The 18899-nt window shown below is 69.5% G+C and carries 17 protein-coding genes; 6 read left to right on the top strand and 11 right to left on the bottom strand.

Going from position 1 to position 18899, the window contains the following annotated elements:
- Positions 1-100: 100 nt before the first annotated feature.
- Positions 101-682, top strand: coding sequence for a DUF7553 family protein (locus NKI68_RS20215; RefSeq protein WP_254546553.1), 582 nt, complete (start codon positions 101-103; stop codon positions 680-682).
- A gap of 87 nt (positions 683-769) precedes the next feature.
- Here NKI68_RS20215 and rdfA read toward each other — a convergent pair whose 3' ends face one another.
- Positions 770-1402 (bottom strand): rod-determining factor RdfA, encoded by a 633-nt coding sequence (rdfA, locus tag NKI68_RS20210; protein ID WP_254546552.1) that lies wholly within the window; start codon positions 1400-1402, stop codon positions 770-772.
- A 308-nt stretch (positions 1403-1710) separates the two neighbouring features.
- On the opposite strand from rdfA, the gene NKI68_RS20205 reads away from it, so the two are divergent.
- Positions 1711-2721 (top strand): glycosyltransferase family 2 protein, encoded by a 1011-nt coding sequence (locus NKI68_RS20205; protein ID WP_254546551.1) that lies wholly within the window; start codon positions 1711-1713, stop codon positions 2719-2721.
- Positions 2722-2914: 193 nt separating this feature from the next.
- Positions 2915-3679: a mechanosensitive ion channel family protein gene (locus NKI68_RS20200; protein ID WP_254546550.1), complete on the top strand. Its 765-nt coding sequence runs from the start codon at positions 2915-2917 to the stop codon at positions 3677-3679.
- A gap of 368 nt (positions 3680-4047) precedes the next feature.
- On the opposite strand, the gene NKI68_RS20195 is transcribed toward NKI68_RS20200, so the two are convergent.
- The gene (locus tag NKI68_RS20195; RefSeq protein WP_254546549.1) at positions 4048-5127 is read right to left on the bottom strand and encodes a DUF8593 domain-containing protein; all 1080 of its coding nucleotides are present in this window, start codon (positions 5125-5127) and stop codon (positions 4048-4050) included.
- A gap of 328 nt (positions 5128-5455) precedes the next feature.
- Between NKI68_RS20195 and NKI68_RS20190 the strand changes: the two genes are divergently transcribed.
- Positions 5456-6700: an inositol-3-phosphate synthase gene (locus NKI68_RS20190; protein ID WP_254546548.1), complete on the top strand. Its 1245-nt coding sequence runs from the start codon at positions 5456-5458 to the stop codon at positions 6698-6700.
- Between the two features lie 9 nt (positions 6701-6709).
- Positions 6710-7921, top strand: coding sequence for a glycosyltransferase family 4 protein (locus NKI68_RS20185; RefSeq protein WP_254546547.1), 1212 nt, complete (start codon positions 6710-6712; stop codon positions 7919-7921).
- Positions 7922-7973: 52 nt separating this feature from the next.
- Here NKI68_RS20185 and NKI68_RS20180 read toward each other — a convergent pair whose 3' ends face one another.
- The 5 genes from NKI68_RS20180 to NKI68_RS20160 form a co-directional block, all read right to left on the bottom strand.
- Positions 7974-9065, bottom strand: a complete 1092-nt coding sequence (locus tag NKI68_RS20180) for a Gfo/Idh/MocA family protein (RefSeq protein ID WP_254546546.1) — start codon at positions 9063-9065, stop codon at positions 7974-7976.
- A 67-nt stretch (positions 9066-9132) separates the two neighbouring features.
- Positions 9133-10560: a hypothetical protein gene (locus NKI68_RS20175; protein ID WP_254546545.1), complete on the bottom strand. Its 1428-nt coding sequence runs from the start codon at positions 10558-10560 to the stop codon at positions 9133-9135.
- 3 nt (positions 10561-10563) lie between these two features.
- On the bottom strand, positions 10564-11766 hold the full coding sequence (locus NKI68_RS20170) for a glycosyltransferase family 4 protein (protein ID WP_254546544.1): 1203 nt from the start codon (positions 11764-11766) through the stop codon (positions 10564-10566).
- A 169-nt stretch (positions 11767-11935) separates the two neighbouring features.
- Positions 11936-12322, bottom strand: coding sequence for a DUF6684 family protein (locus tag NKI68_RS20165; protein WP_254546543.1), 387 nt, complete (start codon positions 12320-12322; stop codon positions 11936-11938).
- A 255-nt stretch (positions 12323-12577) separates the two neighbouring features.
- Positions 12578-13810: a glycosyltransferase family 4 protein gene (locus tag NKI68_RS20160; protein ID WP_254546542.1), complete on the bottom strand. Its 1233-nt coding sequence runs from the start codon at positions 13808-13810 to the stop codon at positions 12578-12580.
- Between the two features lie 329 nt (positions 13811-14139).
- Between NKI68_RS20160 and NKI68_RS20155 the strand changes: the two genes are divergently transcribed.
- The gene (locus tag NKI68_RS20155; RefSeq protein WP_254546541.1) at positions 14140-14283 is read left to right on the top strand and encodes a hypothetical protein; all 144 of its coding nucleotides are present in this window, start codon (positions 14140-14142) and stop codon (positions 14281-14283) included.
- 9 nt (positions 14284-14292) lie between these two features.
- Here the strand turns inward: NKI68_RS20155 and NKI68_RS20150 are convergent, their stop codons facing one another.
- From NKI68_RS20150 to NKI68_RS20135, 4 genes are all read right to left on the bottom strand, one after another.
- Positions 14293-14769: a DUF7970 domain-containing protein gene (locus NKI68_RS20150; protein ID WP_254546540.1), complete on the bottom strand. Its 477-nt coding sequence runs from the start codon at positions 14767-14769 to the stop codon at positions 14293-14295.
- Positions 14766-15650, bottom strand: coding sequence for a ParA family protein (locus tag NKI68_RS20145; protein WP_254546539.1), 885 nt, complete (start codon positions 15648-15650; stop codon positions 14766-14768). Before NKI68_RS20145 ends, NKI68_RS20150 begins: the two co-directional genes overlap by 4 nt.
- 276 nt (positions 15651-15926) lie before the next feature.
- Positions 15927-17546 carry an ABC transporter substrate-binding protein gene (locus NKI68_RS20140; RefSeq protein ID WP_254546538.1) on the bottom strand — a complete coding sequence of 540 codons (1620 nt, stop codon included), beginning with the start codon at positions 17544-17546 and terminating at the stop codon, positions 15927-15929.
- Positions 17543-18859 carry an APC family permease gene (locus NKI68_RS20135; protein ID WP_254546537.1) on the bottom strand — a complete coding sequence of 439 codons (1317 nt, stop codon included), beginning with the start codon at positions 18857-18859 and terminating at the stop codon, positions 17543-17545. The genes NKI68_RS20140 and NKI68_RS20135 overlap by 4 nt, the downstream gene beginning before the upstream one ends.
- Between the last annotated feature and the right edge of the window lie 40 nt (positions 18860-18899).

The raw sequence follows: 18899 nt of genomic DNA, 5'->3' as shown, positions 1-18899 counted from the left end.
TCGGGGCGTGTTGAACCCTGCCCCTGCGTCCGACGCCGTCGGCCGGGGGGGGTCTCCGAAACGTCCATAACACGGCCGGTTGAACGACTCGCCGGAGATCATGGCCGCGCTACCACACGTCATCGACGTCAGGGACGACCTCGAACGCGCCCGCGAGGCGAGCGACGAGGACCTGGGGGCTGAACTCGACGCCGTCGAGGAACGCCTCGAATCCTACGCCGACGGTGCCCACCCGGATCGCGAGGGACTTCTCGACGACATCGACAACGAACTGCTCCGACTCGAAGCGTTGACGAGCGGGACCGCGGCGGAGCGCATCAGCGCCGCCCGGAATCGTATCGGGCTCTTTCGCGACTCGCTCTCGCGAGCCGCCGACGGCGTCTCCGTGCTCGAGACGAAAACCAGGCCCGCCGACGCGGGCGCGTCGTTCGACGGGGAGGACGCGGCCGACGGGGAGAGGGAGTTCTGGCTGACGCTGGTCAACTCCGGGGGACCGCGGAGCGTCGCCGTCGAACTGGTGTTCTACGACGAGGACGACGACGAAACGGGTCGCGTCTCGGGCGGGGACGTGTCGATCGACTCCGACGAGCAGAAGACGGTCACCGTGGTCACCCGCGTCCCGGACGGGGCGGCGTACTACGTCGCCCGCGTCGCGGACGTAGACGAACTGACGGAGCCGTGACTGGCGATCGGGGGCACCCCGCGTCCGACTCCGACGCCGACTCGTGACGTGACGTGACGCGACTGGTGGCGTGCGAGACGCGGTCCGTTACGGTCCACCGTCACAGCCGCACCCGCCCCGCTGGAGCAGTTCGCGGGGGGAGTACTGGGCGGTACACTCCTCGCAGACGATCCGGATGTCGTTGTAGACGTCGAAGTCGCCGACGGAGACGAGTTCGCCGTCCCGGAGTCGCCGGACGATCTCCTCGACGACGATCGTCGTTCGGTTCTGCAACCCCTCGATCCGCTTCACGTCCCGTCGGATCCGATCGCCGGGAGCCGCCTCCCCGCGCTCGTACTCCGCCTCGAGACAGTTCTTCAGGTGGCGATAGATCGTCTGGTGGGTGACGAAGTCGTCCCGAACGCGTTCGGCCGACGCCCCCTCGCGCTCCAGGCGACGCTCCGCTTCCACGCGACTACCGGGGCTCGCCCCCTCGTCGGTGAGCAATCGATACAGGTTTTCCACGTCTCCATCGAGCGGATCGAGACCGGTCTCCCGCATGGTCGATTCGAGTACCGCCCGGTTGAAGTAGTCGGCCAGCTCGCGGAGGCTGTATCCGTCTCCGTCGGCCGTCCACAGGTCCTCGAGTTCGTACGTGATGCGTCCCAGGTCGTACCGCTCTGCGACGCCGCCCACCTTACAGTCGCAATCGACGGTGTGCCCTCCGTCAGCCGTGGCCATCCGACAATGGTCCATGCGTATGCGACTACCCGGTCGTCGTTTGTTAAGCTTGTGCCTCGCGTTCCCCCTCGATGACGGAGAATACCGTCGAGGTACCCCGGAGTAGTCGGGAAAATCGCGGATTCACCGAGATCCCCGAAACGCCGGCGCGTCGAGGATCCGACGTCGGACCGTGCCCCGCGATCCGACGCGCCTCGATCCCCCCGACCACCACCGTTATGCGCCGACGGATCGATGGGGGCCCCACGAGGCGGGAGCGGAACGTCGCGCCGACGGCGAGTCGCTCCCGCCCGACGCGAGGTGCGACCGTGAACCGAAACCAGGATCCGAGCGACGGGAGGGAGGCGCTCTGCGGGACCGACGCCGGCCTCCGTCGCTCGACCGACCGAGAGGCACCGATCCGCCCCGACGAACCGACCGTGAGCGTCGTCCTCCCGACGTACGACCGGGCGTCGGTGCTCGGCGGGGCCGTAGAGAGCGTGTTCGAGCAGACGCACGCTCCGCTCGAACTGATCGTCGTCGACGGCGGTTCGACCGACGGCACCGTCGACGTACTCGACGCGATCGACGACGACCGCCTCCGCGTCCTCCGGCGCGAGGCCCCCGACGGGCCGAGCGCGTCGCGCAACGCCGGTATCCGAGCCGCCGCCGGCGACCTCGTGGCGTTCGTCGACGACGACGACCGCTGGCGGCCGGAGAAGCTCCGACGACAGGTGGACGCGCTCGCCAGGGAGGACGCGAGCGCGTCGCTCACCCGGGTGACGAAGGCCGACGGCGAGCCGCGAACGCGGACGGGCGTCTCGGGGGACGTCTACGAGGCGATCCGCCGCCTCGACCTCCCCACGTACACGTCGACGCTGGTGGCGCGGCGCTCGGCGCTCGGCGAGGTGGGCGGGTTCGACGAGTCGCTGGGGTGCTTCGAGGACTGGGAGCTGTGTCTGCGCCTCGCCCGCGAACGGGCGTTCGCGTTCGTGGACGAACCCCTCGTCGTGAAGGGGACCGGTCAAGGGAACATCTCCGCCGAGCCGGACCGCCTCGCGAGGGCGTTCGATCGGCTGGATCGCCGCTACGATCTCCCGCGCACCGCGCGGGCCCGGTTCCTCGCCGACGTGGGGATGACCCACTGCGAGGCCGGTCGGATCGACGAGGGGATACCGCACCTGATCCGATCGCTTCGTCTGGATCCGACGCGGGCGAAGGTGGCGATCGCGCTCGCCCTCGCGCTGGCGGCGTCGGTCGCCGGAACCGCGACGCCGTTCACCGGGGGGATGGATCGCGTCTACGGGATCGAGCGGTCGCTCGGTCGGTGGAGGGCGTAGCTCGACCCCGGTTCTCGACCCGCGTCGATCTCCCCACACGACACCGGGATCGACCGTTTCAGGGCTCGATCGCGGCGATCGCTCCTCGATGCTTACACCTGCAGGCAACGGACGTTAACTCATATCGCCCCACGGATGTCCTGGGGAGGTCGGGAACGACCCGTTCGTACTCCCCAGACCAGAGGAGACAACCATGACTGGAACGCTCACCGTTGGAAGTACCGTGTTACAACTAGGCATCCCCGATTTCCTCCAGCAGACGATCTCGCAGCTCGTCGCGTTCATCCCGCGGCTAGTCGGCGCGATCATCATCCTGCTGATCGGGTGGATCATCGGTCGCGTCCTCGCGGCCGTCGTTCGGACGATCGTCGATCACGCGGAACTCGATCGACGCGTGCTCGCCACGCCGCTGGGGCGGGTGATGGGCGGAAACGAACAGGCGGTCTCGCGGTCGTTCGGGAAGATAGCGGCGTACTACATCTACTTCCTGGCGATCCTGGCCGCGGCCGACGCGCTGGCGATCCCGCTCCTGTCCCAGTGGATCCAGCGGGCGGCGGCGTACCTGCCGGCGTTCATCGCCGGGCTGCTGGTGATCATCGTCGGGTTCGTCGTCGCTGACTTCGTCGGCAACGCGATCACCCGGAGCGAGGCTGGGCGACAGTCGCGCTACGCGTCGGTGTTCGCCACCGGCGTGCGGCTGTTCCTGTACTTCACGGTGATCACGATCGGGCTTGACACGATGGGCATCGCGACGCAGTTGCTCTACGTCCTGGCCCGCGCGGTCGCCTACGGCCTGGGCGCGGCGCTCGCCATCGGACTGGGCCTCGCCATCGGTCTCGGCGGTCGAGGCTACGTCAGCGAGAACATCGGCCGATGGGCGGGGAGCGCCAGACAGAAGTCGTCGCAGATGGCCGGCTCCAGTAGCCAGTCGAGCATCTCGGGCAGCGACGACGACTGAATCGAACCGCGGGGACGAATCCGACCTGCGGCCACCGTCGTCGGGGGGCCGTCCCTCGAACGACGGCGCTGTGACTTCTTTTGGACCGTCGACGCACCGTCGACGTGACACGGACCAGCGACTGCGCCGTGGTCAAGACGGCTCGGTCACGGCGGCGACGAACGCACCGTCAGGTAGGGGCAGTCGCGGGCTCGGTCATCCGGAATCGTACGCAGGACGATAACTTCCAGCGCGACGAGCCCCCTCCGACGGACCGAGGTGAGCGGGAGGTCGAGTTAGGAGCTATCCGACTGAACCAGTCGGCGTTACGACTCGTCCGGGGTCGACGGAGTCACAAAAGAGGTGCGTGTTCGGCCGGAGATCGCGGCTTACCGCTCGGAGTGGAAGACTTTGACCTTGTCGCCGGTGACTTCCTCGATTCGACTGTTGTCGAGGGCGAAGGTGTCGTCGTCCCCCTCGTGATCGCTGCTCATACCGAGCGTCGCCTTGATCTTGTCGGTCATGCTCGGGTGCGGGTCGACGTAGCCGGTGCCGTTCTCCACGTCGACGATCATGCCGATCTTCTCGCCGGACGTATCGACGACCTCCTTGCCCACGTCACCCTCGCCGAGGGTCGCCTCGCCCATCGCGGCGTCGGATTCGCCCATCGTCGACTCGTCTCTGGCGGTCGTCGTCTCGGTCTCGGTCTCGGTCGACTCCGCGTCTGTCACGGCGGTCGTCCCGGACACCGAGTCGGCTACCGCGCCGGAGCGCCCCCCGAGATCCTCGCCTTCGACGATCTCGCTCTCGATGACCTCCACGTCGATCTCCTCCTCGTCGATCTCCTGGATCTCCGCGATCTCGGCGGTCGCGATCCGCCGTCGAGCGACGTCACGCTCGATCGTCTTGCGCTCGGTGAACTCCGTCTCGATGACGTCGTCCTTCAGGAACTCGGCGGCGATGAGTTCGTCGTCGAGCATCTCCAGCACCGACTCGGCGCGGATGAAGTCACCGACCTCCTCGTCGAGGTCCTCTATGTCGACCTCGCCGCTCTCGACGACCGTCTCCTCCTCGATGTCCTCGGTGACGATCTCGCTCTCGACGAGCATCCGTTCGACGATCTCCTCGGTCACGACGAGCGCCTCGTCGATCTCGAAGGCGATGTACGTTCCCTGTTCGACGCCCGCGCCGGTCATCGACTCCAGCCCGAGCGATCCTTCCTCGGCCGTCCGGACCTCCGAGGGGTCGACGCTTCCCGTCTCGTCGTCGACGATCGTGATGCCGACTATCTCCTGGCTGACGATCTCCGTGTCGATCGGCGTCCGCTCCACGATCTCGGTGTCGACGATCTCGGAGTGGACCGTCGCTCGCGCCGAGATCGTCTCCGTTCGTTCGATGTCTTCGGCCTCATCGAGTTCCTCTTCGGCCGATCTCTGCTCCTCGTCGGGTGTAGAACGATCGTCTGGCATGGGTCCTCGTTGCATAAGTGGGCAGTCATCCGTTTATCCGCACACCCTGCATTTGCGGGAATACCTCGGATTTCAACGAGGGGATTCTGTCGAACCGACCGCTCGATGGAGGCGACGCCCGAGTCGAGCGGCGGAGTACGCAAGCAGAGTGCACACTTGCTCGGCAGTGATACCCAACGCCACGCTGACACGTCGGTAGCCGGGTGCCGTACCGACGGATACGGCGACCGCACCGACCCACCACTATGATCGGTATCACGACGTACTTCGACGCCGGTAACGACCTTCGACAGCCCCAGCAGCGTCGCGCGCGCGCCGAGGGGGAGCGATGAGCGCGGGAGCCGAGACGGGCGTCTGGTTCGTCGGGGCGCGGGGAAACATCGCGACGACCGCGATGCTGGGCGCGCGCGCCGTCGCCCGCGGACTGACCTCGACGACCGGGCTGGTGACCGAACGCGAGCCGTGTTCGCGGCTCACCCTCGTCGACGTCGACTCGCTCGCGTTCGGCGGGCACGACGTTCGGTCCGGGAGCGTCCCGGACGCCGCCAGGCGGCTCGCCGAGCGGAGCGGCATCGCCGATCGGGACGTGATCGAGGCCGTCGAGGACGACCTCGCCGCCGTGGACGACGACGTCCGACGCGGGACGACGCTCAACTGCGGTGCCGTCTCGGACCTCGCCGACCAGCGGCCGCTCGAGGCGGACCGGACGGTGGAGGAGGTAGTCGAGCGGCTTCGCGAGGATCTGCGCGGCTTCCGGCACCATCACGGCCTCGAACGGGTCGTCGTCGTCAACGTCGCCTCGTCGGAGCCGATGCCGTCCGACCCGGAGCGGTACGACACGCTCTCGGCGTTCGAACGGGCCGTGGCGGCGGACGACCGCGACCTCCCCGCCAGCACCCTCTACGCGTACGCGGCGCTCGTGGAGGGCTGTCCCTACGCCAACTTCACCCCGGGGATCGGGAGCGCCGTCGGCGGCCTGCGCGAACTCGCCGAGGAGGAGGGCGTCCCCCACATGGGCAACGACGGCAAGACGGGCGAGTCGCTCGTGAAGTCGGCGCTCGCGCCCATGTTCGCCGGGCGCAACCTCCGCGTCCGCTCGTGGGAGGGCCACAACATCCTCGGCAACACCGACGGCCTCGTCCTCGAGGACGAGGAGAACGAGGCGGGAAAGCTCGCGAGCAAGGGCGGCATCCTCGACGGGATCCTCCCAGACATCGACCACAACCGGGTTCGAATCGACTACACGCCGGCGCTCGACGACTGGAAGACCGCGTGGGACGACGTCCGCTTCGAGGGCTTTCTCGACACGCGGATGAAGATGCAGTTCACGTGGGAGGGGTCCGACTCGGCGCTCGCCGCCCCGCTGGTCCTCGACCTCGTCCGCCTCCTCACGCACGCCGACGTCCACGGGGAGGGCGGGGTACAGCCGCACCTCGCGTCGTTCTTCAAAGCACCGCTTACCGTGGACGAGCACGCGCTCACGCGGCAGTTCGACCTCCTGTACGACTACGTCGACCGCCACGCCGCGACCGTCCTCCCCGAGCGTCCCTCCGGCGTGTCGATCGACGACTGACCGACGCCCATGAGTCGCGTCCTCCTCCTCGCCCGCGAACTGCCCCACCCGCCGAACGCCGGCGACCGCATCGTCACCCACGGGTTCGTCCGCGCGCTCGCGGCGCGCGGACACGACGTGCACGTGCTCGCCTACCGCCGCGACGGCGACGAGTCCGACGCGGCCGCGCTGCGCGAGCCCTGCGCGTCGGTGCGGCGCATCCCGTCGGCGGACTCGCCGCTGCCGCCGACCGCCCGGAAACTCGCGAACTACGCGCGGGGGCGCTCCGACGTGATGGCGATGTTCGACTCGCGGGCGTTCCGCGTCGTCGCGGCGCAGCGCGTCCGCGAGGTCGACCCGGACGTCGTCCTCGCCCAGCACCCCTACATCGGCCAGGTCGTCCGCGACGAGCGGGTGGCGCGCGCGATCGACGAGACCGGCGCGCGGGTCGTCACGAACGCGCACGTCGTCGAGTACGCCGCCCACCGGCGCTTCCGCGAGTGCACCGACGACCCGTCGACGCGCGCGGAACTCGCGCTCGAGATACCGCTCCTCCGGCGGAGCGAGCTGGCCGTCTACGAGGCGTCCGATCGGACGCTCGTGCTCGGGGAGCGGGACCGCGAGCGACTCGACGCACTCGACGCACTCGACGTGCGCGTCCAGCGCGTCGCGCTCGACGCGGACGCCTACCGACCGGCCGACCCCGCCGCTGCGGTCCCCGACCGCCTGCTCTTCTTCGGGTCCTACAACTGGTTCCCGAACCGGGACGGGATCGCGTGGTTCGTCGAGGAGATCCTCCCGACCGTCAGGCGGGCGCGGCCGGACGTCGAACTGCTCGTCGCCGGACGCGGCGCTCCGGAGTCGATCCGGAACCTCGGCGACCGCCCGAACGTCCGGTTCGTCGGCGAAGTGGAGGACCTCGCGCCGCTGGTGCGGAGCGCGAGCGCCGTGGTCGCGCCGCTCCGCGTCGGCGGCGGCGTCCGCATCAAGGTGCTCGAGTCGATGGCCTGGGGGGTCCCCGTCGTCACCACCCCGAGCGGCTTCGAGGGGGTCGAGGCGACGCCCGGCGAGGACCTGCTCGTCCCCGATTCGGCGGAAGGGTTCGCGGACGCGACGGTCCGCCTGCTCGAGGACGGCCGCCTCCGCGAACGGATCGCCCGCAACGCCCGCGGGACGATCCGCAAGCGCTACTCGACCGACGCCGTCGCCGACCGACTGGAGGAGAACCTGGGGCTCCGGTAGCCCGGTATCCCGGTACCGTGGGGAGAACTCGTCGAGCGCCGGCCGCGGCGCGCTACCGTTCGCGCTCGGTCGCCGCCTCGCGCACCCGTTCGACGAGCGCGAGCGTCCACCGGCTCTCCTCGATGCCGCGGGGCGGAGCCTCCCCGGCTTCGAGGGCGCGAGCCGTCCGGTCGAACAGGTAGTAGTGACCGTCGGGGCTCTCCGAGAGGTGAACGTCGAGGTCCTCCTCGACGCGCTCGCGGGTGTACTTGCGGACGTTCCGCGCGCCGGCCTCGACGGCGTCGCGCGCGCACTCGACGTTCCGTCGGAACCGTTCGTTCCAGAAGTGGTAGGGACCGGCCTCGGCGTCGCGGGCGTCGATCGTCATCGAGGGGAAGTCGACCGCGATCGAGCCGTCCGCGCCGAGGACGCGGACCGAGGTGCCGCGCGAGGAACCGGCGAGGAACGTGACCGAGCAGAGTTCGTCGTTCCGCCCGACGTACTGCAACTGGACGCCGTCGTACGCGATCCCGTGGTCGTACTCGTCGGTCGAGCGGGTCAGCACGTCGACCGCCGACTCGTCGCGCGGCGGGCCGCCGAGCGCGAGGGTGAGGTAGAGCGGGTGGGGCATCCCCTCCTCGAGCGAGCCGCCGGGGAGGTCGAGCACCCAGGAACCGCGATAGGTCTCGTCCGGTCGTCCCTCGCCCGTGACGGTGGTCTGGACCGCGCGGACGGGGCCGATCTCGCCGTCGGCCACGCGGCGGCGGACCTCGCGCATCACGGGGTAGTAGAGCCAGTTGTGGACGACCGAGACGGGGACGCCGCACGCCTCCGCGAGGTCGGCGAGTTCCTCGAGTTCCGCGCGGGAGGTCGTCGCGGGCTTCTGCACCGTCGCCGGGACGCCGCGCTCGACCGCCAGCCGCGCGAGGTCGAAGTGCGTCTGCACCGGCGTGGCGACGTGGACCCAGTCCAGCGATTCCTCCTCGAGCATCGAACCGGCGTCGTCGTAGGCGCGCGCGCCGTACTCCGACGCCGCCTCCCTCGCCCGCTCGACGTCGGTGTCGCAGATCGCGACGAGCGTCGTTCGCGGGTTGCGCGAGAGCGCGGGGAAGTGGTTGTTCTCGGCGACGATGCCCGCGCCGACGACTCCGGTTCGGAGGGTCATGTCGACGGAGGTACCGCGGCCCGTCGCAAAAGAGTTCGGCGCGCGAACCGAAGGTCGGCGGGAACCGCTACGTCGGCCGGAAGACCGGCGTCCCGGGGTTGCCCGCGTCGGCGTATCCGAGCGAGCGGAGCGCGTAGACGAGGTCGACGAACGCGTGATCCGGAGCGGCGGTGAGCGGCCGTCCGTCCTCGGTGTAATCGGCGGTCCACTCGACGAGGGCGTCCAGCGGGACGGCACCCTCCACGTCGGAGAGGAGGCGGGCGACGACCTCCAGCGCGGGCGGCGACGCGGCCTCGTGGGCGCGGCGCTTGCGCTCGACGCGGCGGCGGAGGTCGTCGTAGGTCCGGTCGCCGACCGCCGCGGGACTCCGCTCGCGGGCGACGTACTCCACCAGCCGTCGGTTGGCCGCGACCGCCTCCTCCCACCCCTCGACCGCCGTGACCGCGAGGTCGGCGAGGCCGTCGAGGGGGGCGACGAGCGGATGGTCGTCCGGGACGCACTCGTCGATCCACGGCTCGTCGCGCAGCAGGAGCACCTGTCCGCTCGCCGCCTGCTCGAAGGGCGTGCGCGCCATCGTCTCGTACTCGCTGGCGCAGACGGCGAGGTCACCCTCGCGCAGCGCCCGCTCGTAGGTCGCGCGGTCGGCGTTCGGGTACGCCGTGACCCACTCGGGGGCGCTGGCGGCCGGGGGGATCGCCTCCATGCTCGTCAGCACCGTCTCGACGCCGTACCGCTCGTGGAGGCGGCCGCCGACCGCGAGCAGCCGATCGACGTTCTTCTTCGACCACATCGACCCCGCGAGGTGGAGAGTGCGCGGCTCGCTCGCGTACGTCTCCTCGAACGCGTCGACGTCGATGGGGCTACCGATCGACAGGGCGTCCGCGTCCGCGCGGTCGACGACCTCGGGGCGGAGGAACTCGCGGGCGTGCTCCCGGAACTGCCGCCGGTCGACGTCGGCGGTGAACCACCGACCGTCGGCGAAGGCCACCGCGCAGCACTCCATGTGCATCTGGAAGTCGTTGCGGTACGAGCAGTACCGGTACTTGAAGGGGACCTGCAGGTCGTGGACGTTGGCGATCACGTCGAAGGGGCGGACCGACGCGGCCCAGTGGTCGACGCGTTCGAGCAGCCACTTGTAGAGGAGGAAGCGACCGCTCCTGAGCTGGTCGACGACCGCGTCGAGGTAGGCGTCGACCTCGAAGATCCCTTCCCGCACGGCCTCCAGCTGCGCCGTGGTGTAGCCGGTGTCCGTGAGCAGGTCGCGGTCCGGGCCCCGCCCCAGCGGCTCGGCCTCGAGGAGCGTCACGCGCTCCCGGTCGGCGAGCACGTCCGCCCGCTCGTAGGCGGCGTCGGCCCGCGGCGGGAGCAGCCAGTAGACGTGGAGCGACGGGTCGCGATCGAGCCACCGGCCGACCCACGCGACGGCGTCCCGGAGCGTCCCGCAGGCGGTGGCGTCGCGCGGGCGATACACCTCCGGGACGACGAGCACGCGCATCGGTCAGTCGCCCGTCGAGGGATCCCGAACCGGGCGAGGGGCGGGGGTGGACGCGCGTTCGTCGCCGGAGACGACCGCGTCGTCGACCGCCCTTCGGACGGCTTCCTTGAACCGCTCGCGGCCGAACCGCCGCTCGATCTCCTCGGGACCGACCCGGAGGTCGCGCTGCAGGTCCGGATCCGAGAGGACGCGGTCGATCGTCTCGATCGCATCGTCGACGGAGTCGTACAGCAGCCGCTCGTCGTCGCGGACGACGACGTGCTGTCCGCCGTCGGAGGGGACGAAGGGGAGCGTCCCCCCTGCGGCGAGTTCGGCGACGGCCATCCCGAAGTGCTCGTAGCGCTTGCCGTGGATGCCGAACCGGTGCGTGCAGACGCGCTCGACCAGCTCCTCGCGGGGGATCTCGCCCTCGAGTTCCACGTACTCGCGGTCGTCGGCCAGCGCCGCCACCTCCTCGCGGTACTCCTCGTCGACCGTCGGGCCGATGACGTGCAGGTCGACGTCGTGGCCGCGATCGCGCAGGCCGTCGACGATCTCGATCATCTCGACGACCCGCTTGCTCCGCTCGATGCGGCCGATCGTCACGAAGCCGCGTTCGCGCGCCTCCCACGGGCGCGGGTCGAAGTCGGACGTGTCGATCGGCGGGTAGAGCACGTCCGGGCGCGTCCCGTAGGCGTCCTCCACGACGTCGGCCGTCCACGGCGAGTTGGCGAACAGCGTGTTCGAGTGGATGTCCTGCCGGGTGACGCCGGCGATCCACGTACAGAGGCGCTCGTAGGGCGAGTCGTCCTCGACTGTCGGGTGGAAGATGTGCTCGCGGTCGTCGAGGCTCACCGTCCAGTCGAAGGGGAAGTGAACGTACTGGATCGAGTCCGCCTCCAGTCCGAGTTCGTTGATGGTGCTGACGAGCAGGTCGAACTCGTCCGCGTGGCGGCGGGCGTACCGTCCCAGGAGCGCGTTCTGGAGGACGTAGTACTTCAGCCCGAACCACTCGTTGATCATCGGAGCGAGCCACCCCGCCTGACGGACCGTCACGTCGTCGACGGCCGTGTTGAAGTAGTCGTTCAGTTCGTCGAAGTCGGGATCGGTCAGCGTCAGCAGCGTCACGTCGTAGTCGTCCTGTAGCGCCTCGAGGACGCTCATCGCGACCGCCTCGCCGCCGCCCTTCGCCATCAGGTCCATGTGGACCACGCCGATGTGTCTCATGCTGTCGGCCGTTGGGAGGCGGTACCGCTAACGGTCCTGCTTGTGTTTGCCAGGTACCGTCCCGCCGACCCCGTCGCCGTCGTGCATCACCGTCGCCCCTACCGCCGGACGACGCTCCGATGACGGACGGCGGCCCCGACCGATCGGACGGCGACGGAGGCGACCTCCGTCACCGACTCTCGCTCGTCTGCTCCTCGCCCGTCTGCTCCTCGCCCGTCTGCTCCTCGCCCGGTCCCTCCTCCGACCCGGTTCCGAACTCCGTCTCCGCCTCCGGTCGCTCCTCCGGCGTGGCCGCCCCCGCGGAGGACTCCTCCATCCCCTCCTCGTCGCGGGCGATCGCCTTCGCCGAGACGTAGGTCAGCAGCGCCAGAAGCAGGAGCGGGAAGATAGTGAGGAAGTGGCTCATGAGGTACATGAAGAGGTTAGGCGGCCACGGCGTGTACACGGCGAACAGGACGACGAAGAACAGCAGGATGGCGATGGGGATCAGGTTGACCGAGACGTCGAGCAGTTGCTCCTTGTCGAGGTCCGCGTCGATGGGGACGAGTCGGCTCATCGTTCGACAGTGGCGACACGCGACCGATAGGGCTTCTGCCGGCAGTGTCAGGTCCCGGTCTGCCCCCCTCGAGCGACGGTCCCGCGTATCGGCCCGCGGCGTCGGCCTGAGGGCGCGCACGCACGGCGGACGTCGCCCGTAAAAGGTGGCGTACTTGCGATGCGTCGCCCTCTGGTGACTCGGGTCGGCGACCGACCGCGACGCCGTCGCACCGCCGAGCGCCGGATCGGACGCGGTCACCGATCGGCCGGCGGCCTACCCGACGAGCGACTCGTACTCCGCTTCGAGCGCGGCCACGGTTCGCTCCCACGTGAACCGCTCTTCGGTGCGCCGGCGGCAGGCGCGCCCGGCGTCGGCGCGCACGTCGGGCGGGAGCGCGGCCCACTCGACCATCGCCGTCGCGAGGCCGTCGACGGTCGGCGCGGGGACGAGGAGGTCGGCGGGGACGGCCGACTCGTTCGAGTAGTCGGCCAGGATCTCGACGGTCCCGCCGACCGCGGTCCCGACCGCGGGGGTCCCGCTCGCGAGCGCCTCCAGAGTGGCGAGGCCGAACCCCTCGAGCCGGCGCGTCGGGAGGACGAACACGTCGGCGCTCGCGTAGACCGCGGGGAGGTCCGCGTCGGGGACGTAGCCGAGGAACGTCGTGGCGTCCCCGACGCCGAGGCGCGCCGCCGACCGCTCGAGTTCCTCGCGGAGGGGACCGTCGCCAGCGACGTACAGCGAGGCGTCCGGGTGCCGGTCGCGGACCCGCGCGAAGGCCTCGAGCAGCAGGTCGTGGCCCATCCGCGGCGAGAGCCGCCGGACGGTGAGAAAGGAGACGCCGTCGCCGTCGCCGTCCATCGCCTCGAACGACCCGGCGTCCGGCGAGTAGCGGTCGGTGTCGACGCCCCCCGGGACGACGGTCGGCGACGCGTCCGCGCCGTACACCCGCCGGAGTTCGTCGGCCATGAAGTCGCTGAGCGTGACGACGCCGTCGCAGGCGGCGAGCACGCGCGCCTCGACCGCCCGCCGGATGCGGGCGTTGAGTCGCCGTCGACACGGCGCGAGCGCCGACTCGTGATCCGCCCGGATGCGGTACTCGGTCGGCCAGGGGCTGTGGAACGTACACGTCCGGGGGACGCCCCCGTCGGTGACGAGGTGGGCGAGGAGCGACGTCACCGGCCCCTGGAAGCTCAGGAGGTCGACCTCGGCGCTCCCCGGCCCCCTCGACGCGCCGAGGGCGTCGACGGCGTCCGCGACGGACGCGAGCGCGTCGGGAAGCCGAGCGGCGATCGAGGGGGCCGTCTCGCCCGCGATCGTCACGTCGTACCGGTACACGTCGATCCCCTCGATGCGATCCCGGCGGGGGACGTCGCCCCGGCGGCGCGTGAGGACCGAGACGCGGTGTCCGCGGTCGACGAGTCGCCGGGCCGTCTCGTAGACGTACCGTCCCGTCCCGCCGGAGCCGGGGTCCGGATACAGGTCGTGAGCCGTGATGAGGACGTGCATGGTGTGCGTGATCGCAACCGCGCTGGGTTCGCCTGCGCGACGCACCTTCCGAGGGAACGGACAAAAGCGCACGGCCGGCGGACGCGCGGCGACGGAGCGGCGAGACGGCGGCGGAGCGGCGGGACGGTGGCGAGACGGCGGCGGGGGCGACGAGCGCACGTCGGCGAGGCGACGACCTCGGTCCCCCGACGCCGTGCCGTTACATCGATATCGACGTAACGATCCGGGTGACCGACGGGAACGCGGCGGATACCCTCACGGCGGGGCGACCGTCACGGGCGTCGGGTACACTCCTTCGGTTTAAGCCCGAGAGGTGCCACGATGCAGACATGGAGATACCGAGCCTGACCACCGTCAGCGGAATGTACACGTACTACCTCGCGCTCATCGTCCTCCTGGCGTTCGTCTTCGGCGTCTACATCCTCGCGGGGTACTTCGGCCTCGTTCCGGGACCGTCGCGGGTCTTCCCGTAGGCCACGCGATCACTCCAGGTAGTCGTACCCCCACGACCGGAGGGTCGCGGCGACCTCCTCGGGGTGGTCCATCGCGACGAGGTAGGCGGCCTCCCGGAGGTCGAGCTTCGAGACCTCCTTCCCGAGGAGGCGCTCGACCTCGGACCGGAGTTCCCGCTCGCCGCGCGCCGTGTCGTCCCGGAGGAAGAACTGGTGGACGTTGTCGCGGTCGCTCTTCACGGAACTCCGGCGGAGGACCCACGGGATGTCGAGTTCCGCCACGGTGGGCGATCCGTCGGTCCCCGGCGATGCCGCCGGTGCCGTCTCCGATTCGGGCCGGTCGTCCGAAGACGGTATCGTCGTGGACGGTTTATCGACGGGCGACGCGGTCGACGGTTCGCTCGACTCGTCCGGTTCCGCCCCCTCCCTCCCGTCCGCCCCTTCGGCGTTCGGCCGTTCGGCGTCCGCGTCGTCCGCGAACGGGTCGTCACCCGCGCCGGGCTTCATGCGTCGACCTCGGCGCGCGGCTGCTCGGGGGCGTTCAGCCCGACCTGCGCGACCAGGTGCTCGGCGAGCGTCTCGAACTGCGAGAGCGTCTCGAGTTCGTAGTCGCGCTTGCGCTTACGGTGTCGCTCGACGTAGGTGAACGCCGAGCACTGCCGTCGCCAGCAGCCCTCCATGAGCGACGTGCGGTCGCGGACGACGACCGGCACGTCGAAGCCGAGCTCCTCGAGTTCCGCGAGGTAGGACTCCTGATCGGAGGTCCCCTTCACCCCGTTCGGGATCGCCGCGAGCACGCCGATGTTGATCCCGAGTTCCGCCTCGAGACCGTCGACGAGGTCCTGCAACCCGGCGACCGACTGTTCGCCCTTCCCGGAGAGTTCGAGCGGGATGACCAGGTTTCGCGTCGCGAAGAGCGCGTTGTAGAGGTGCGGGCCGGCCGTCGCGGGCGGGTCGACGACGAGCACGTCGTACCGCGACGGCACGTCCGCCTCCCGGATCACGCGGAGGAGCTGCTCGTGCATCGGGTAGACGTAGTCGGGGTCGGGGTGGGTGTCCTCCTCGAGGTCGGCCGTCTTCATGAGCAGTTCCGTGAGCCGCTCGAGCATGTTGTGCGAGGGCACCACGTCCACGCCGTGTTCGGTTTCGCGGACGAGGTCCGCGAACGGACCCTGCGGCCGCCCGATCATGTGTCGGACGAGGTTGTCGGCACCGCCGGTCGCCCGCTCGTCGTCGACGTCGAGGAGGTAGCTGAGGCTCCCGTCCTGCGGGTCCATGTCCACGACGAGCACGTCGTACCCCGCCCGCGCGTGGGCGACCGCGCAGTTCGCCGAGATGGTCGTCTTCCCGACGCCGCCCGCCTCGGAGTAGGTCGTGTACGTGAGCATCTACCCGACGTCATCGACCGTACGATAATAAAGACTAGTCAGACGAGTCTGTCTAAATAAGTCGTAGCACTGAACATCGACACTATCTGGTGGCACTGAATATTAATACTAAATAGTGTTACTGAATAGTTATACTATCTCGTTAACCACCCGACGACGCCAGGGCGTTCCGAGCGCGCGTCGGGGCGTTGGCGAGCGCGTCCCGCGAGGCGTCGCCGGCGATCGAGCGTCCGGTGCGTTCCGGCGAGTCGGACGCGACGGTCCGTCGGTCCGAAGTCACTCGCGCAGCGAGACCGACCCGTTCGGGCCGACGAACCGGGGGTTGAACTGGGAGAGTGGATGCGGCTCGAACCCCTTCACGCGGTCCTTGACGCCGAAACTGTTCGCCAGGGTGTACGCCGGGAGGTGGACGCGGTCCTCGAGCAGGGTCGTGATCGCGTCCTCGTACGACCGCGCGCGCTCGCGTCGGTCGTCGGTCTTTCGCGCGGCGTCGATCCGCCGCATCACCCGCTCGTTGCTGTAGTACGTCCCGTTCGTGAGCCCCTCCATGTCGCGGTGAAAGAGCGGGTAGAGGAACGTATCCGGGTCGGGATAGCCCGGCCACGAGCCGACGTACATCGCGTAGTCGTCGGCGTTGCCGGACAGCACCTTCTCGCGGAATGTCCTCCAGGGGTAGGTCTTCACGCGCGCCTTCCGGAACCCGAGTTCGCGGAGCCCGTGGACGATCGTCTCGGCGAGTTTCTCGCGCATCTTGTCGCCCGAACTCTTCGTCGCCGGCACGGCGACGTTGGGACTCCAGGAGCCGACGCCCGCCTCCTCGAGCAGGACGCGCGCCTTCTCGTGGTTCTTCCGGTGGGGGATCGCCCGCCACTCCTCGAGCGGCATGTCCCACGCCCGGGCGAGTTGCCGGGGGAGCGGGCTGTACTGCCGACGACCGGCCCGCCCGACGACGTGCTTCGCGAACTCGTCCATCGAGAACAGGTAGTCCACGGCCTCCCGGACCTTCGGCCGCGACGTCGGTTCGTCGCTGCAGTTGAACGCGACGAAGTGGGAGTGGTAGCTGTCCGTCGAGACGACCCGCGTGTTCGGCATCCCCTCCGTCACCCGCCAGAGCTTCGGGTGGACGCGCTCGACGATATCGTTCTGGTTCGTCCGCAGGCTCATCGACCGCGCGAGACCGGCGTGGTTCGGGACCACCTTCACCGTCTCGATCGCGGGTTGCACCGGCCCCCAGTAGTCCTCCCACGCCGAGAACACGACGTACTTCCCCGGCTTGAAGATCTCCGGCCGGTACGGTCCGGACCCGACGGGGTCCTCCGTGCCGAAGGTCTCGGGGCTCCCCCGGCGCACCGACTTCGGAACGACGCCCCGCGTCAGCACGCGCTCGAACGCCGGGTACGGGTACTTCAGGGTGAACTCGACGGTCCGCTCGTCGGGCGTCGCGATCCCCTCGATCATCGACACCTGCCAGACGTTCGGCGAGCGGACCGCCTCGTAGGTCGCCGGTTCGAAGGAGTACCTGACGTCCTCGGCGGTCACGCGGCTGCCGTCCTGGAACGTCGCCCCCTCGACCAGTTCGACCGTGTACGTCTTCCCGTCGTCGCCGACCGCGGGCTTCGACGCCGCGAGGACGGGCACGAGGTTTAGGTCGTAGTCGTACGTGTACAGCCCCTCGAACACCATCGACGCCGCCCCGGCCGACCAGGGGTCGTCGACGACGATCGGGTCCAGTTCGAGCGGCGCGAGGACCTGCGCGTACCGCATGGTCGTCCCCGAGTCGGTGCCCCCGAGGACGCTCGTACAGCCCGCGAGGGTCGCGGTTCCGGCGACGCCGCCGAGCGTTCGCAGGGCGTCGCGTCGACTGATCTCCGTGGGAGGTAGTCGTTCGTTCGTCACGAATCGTCACCCCGCAGGTCGGGGATCGCGTCCTTGATCGGCTCGCCCTTGAAGTACACCAGTTCCATACCGACGACGAAGACGCTGATGAGGATCACCAGGTAAAGCGTCCCCGGATTGCGGATGTAGAGATCGTACAGCAGGAGCGGGAAGAACAGCGCGGACCCCAGCACGCCGATCACGGGGATCGGCACGACGAGGTCGTCGATCTCCGAGCGCTCCCTGAACGCGAGGTAGCTCATCCCGCCGAAGACGGCGATGAACGCCAGCGACGAGAACGACGTGATGCTCGACAGGCTCCCGTAGACCGCGAAGGCGGCGGAGAGCGCCCCGAGGACGACCACGAGCGTCGACGGGATCCCCCCGTCGGTGCCCGTGTTGAACCGGTCGGGGAGGAGGCCGCGGTTGATGAGGTCGCGGGAGAACTGCGCGCCGCTGAACAGCGTCGCGTTCACGGCGCTCGCGGTCGAGAACAGCGCCGACAGCCCGATGATGAACGCGCCGATCCGACCCATAAACGGGAGCGCCGCGTACAGCAGCGACACCTCCGGCGAGACGGCGATGACCGACAGTTCGAGGACGCTGACGGTCGTGAACGCGACCAGGATGTACAGCACCGTGGCCGCCGGGATCGAGACGTAGATGGCCTTCCGGATGGTCTCGACCGGGTCCTCGAACTGGGACTGGTCGTACATCAGCAGCTGCCACCCCTGAAAGGCGACGAACGACATGGCGGCCGCCATCAGGGGGCTCACGCCGGTGACCTCGGAGAACCCGAACGTCAACATCTCGCCCGAGAACGCGTACCAGACCCCCCACACGCCGAAGATCCCGATGACCGCGACCTTGAAGAACGTGAGGACGTCCTCGGCCTTGCCGGTCTCGGAGACGCCGACGAGGTTGAGGCCGACGAACGCCGCGATGAGGAGCACCGAGACGGTGTTCGGGACGGGGATCCCCATGAAGTGCAGGCGGCCGATCAGCTCCGAGAAGAACGAGGCGAACGCGTAGGCGTACAGCGCCATCGACCCGATGTAGCCGAACAGCAGCGTCCAGCCGGTCATGCCCGCGATCGTCGACTGGTCCACGATGTCCTCCAGGTACGTCGGCGCGCCGCCCCGGTGCTCGGTCAGCTCGTTCAACTTGACGTAGCTGTAGCCGGCGCACATCGCGACCGATCCGGCGACGAGAAACGCCACCCAGGCGGCCTTCCCGGCGATGGCGACCACGATACCGAAGGCGGAGTAGATGCCGCCCCCGATCATCCCGCCGAGGGCCATCGCGATCGCCTCCTTCAGCTTCAACTCACCCATGTCTCACCATTGCGTCCGTGTACGCGAGGGATCGTGAGGG

This window comes from Halomarina pelagica (assembly GCF_024228315.1).
Taxonomy (GTDB): domain Archaea; phylum Halobacteriota; class Halobacteria; order Halobacteriales; family Haloarculaceae; genus Halomarina; species Halomarina pelagica.
Note: the sequence above shows the minus strand (reverse complement) of the source record. Positions and strands in the feature narration are given on the sequence as shown.

What these genes read in the sequence shown, in the direction of transcription:
- rdfA (WP_254546552.1), bottom strand. Translation starts at nt 1,402, where the DNA reads ATGGCCACGGCTGACGGAGGGCACACCGTCGATTGCGACTGTAAGGTG.
- NKI68_RS20170 (WP_254546544.1), bottom strand. Translation starts at nt 11,766, where the DNA reads ATGAGACACATCGGCGTGGTCCACATGGACCTGATGGCGAAGGGCGGC.
- NKI68_RS20145 (WP_254546539.1), bottom strand. Translation starts at nt 15,650, where the DNA reads ATGCTCACGTACACGACCTACTCCGAGGCGGGCGGCGTCGGGAAGACG.
- NKI68_RS20165 (WP_254546543.1), bottom strand. Translation starts at nt 12,322, where the DNA reads ATGAGCCGACTCGTCCCCATCGACGCGGACCTCGACAAGGAGCAACTG.
- NKI68_RS20150 (WP_254546540.1), bottom strand. Translation starts at nt 14,769, where the DNA reads ATGAAGCCCGGCGCGGGTGACGACCCGTTCGCGGACGACGCGGACGCC.
- NKI68_RS20200 (WP_254546550.1), top strand. Translation starts at nt 2,915, where the DNA reads ATGACTGGAACGCTCACCGTTGGAAGTACCGTGTTACAACTAGGCATC.
- NKI68_RS20195 (WP_254546549.1), bottom strand. Translation starts at nt 5,127, where the DNA reads ATGCCAGACGATCGTTCTACACCCGACGAGGAGCAGAGATCGGCCGAA.
- NKI68_RS20155 (WP_254546541.1), top strand. Translation starts at nt 14,140, where the DNA reads ATGGAGATACCGAGCCTGACCACCGTCAGCGGAATGTACACGTACTAC.
- NKI68_RS20190 (WP_254546548.1), top strand. Translation starts at nt 5,456, where the DNA reads ATGAGCGCGGGAGCCGAGACGGGCGTCTGGTTCGTCGGGGCGCGGGGA.
- NKI68_RS20185 (WP_254546547.1), top strand. Translation starts at nt 6,710, where the DNA reads ATGAGTCGCGTCCTCCTCCTCGCCCGCGAACTGCCCCACCCGCCGAAC.
- NKI68_RS20175 (WP_254546545.1), bottom strand. Translation starts at nt 10,560, where the DNA reads ATGCGCGTGCTCGTCGTCCCGGAGGTGTATCGCCCGCGCGACGCCACC.
- NKI68_RS20135 (WP_254546537.1), bottom strand. Translation starts at nt 18,859, where the DNA reads ATGGGTGAGTTGAAGCTGAAGGAGGCGATCGCGATGGCCCTCGGCGGG.
- NKI68_RS20180 (WP_254546546.1), bottom strand. Translation starts at nt 9,065, where the DNA reads ATGACCCTCCGAACCGGAGTCGTCGGCGCGGGCATCGTCGCCGAGAAC.
- NKI68_RS20215 (WP_254546553.1), top strand. Translation starts at nt 101, where the DNA reads ATGGCCGCGCTACCACACGTCATCGACGTCAGGGACGACCTCGAACGC.
- NKI68_RS20160 (WP_254546542.1), bottom strand. Translation starts at nt 13,810, where the DNA reads ATGCACGTCCTCATCACGGCTCACGACCTGTATCCGGACCCCGGCTCC.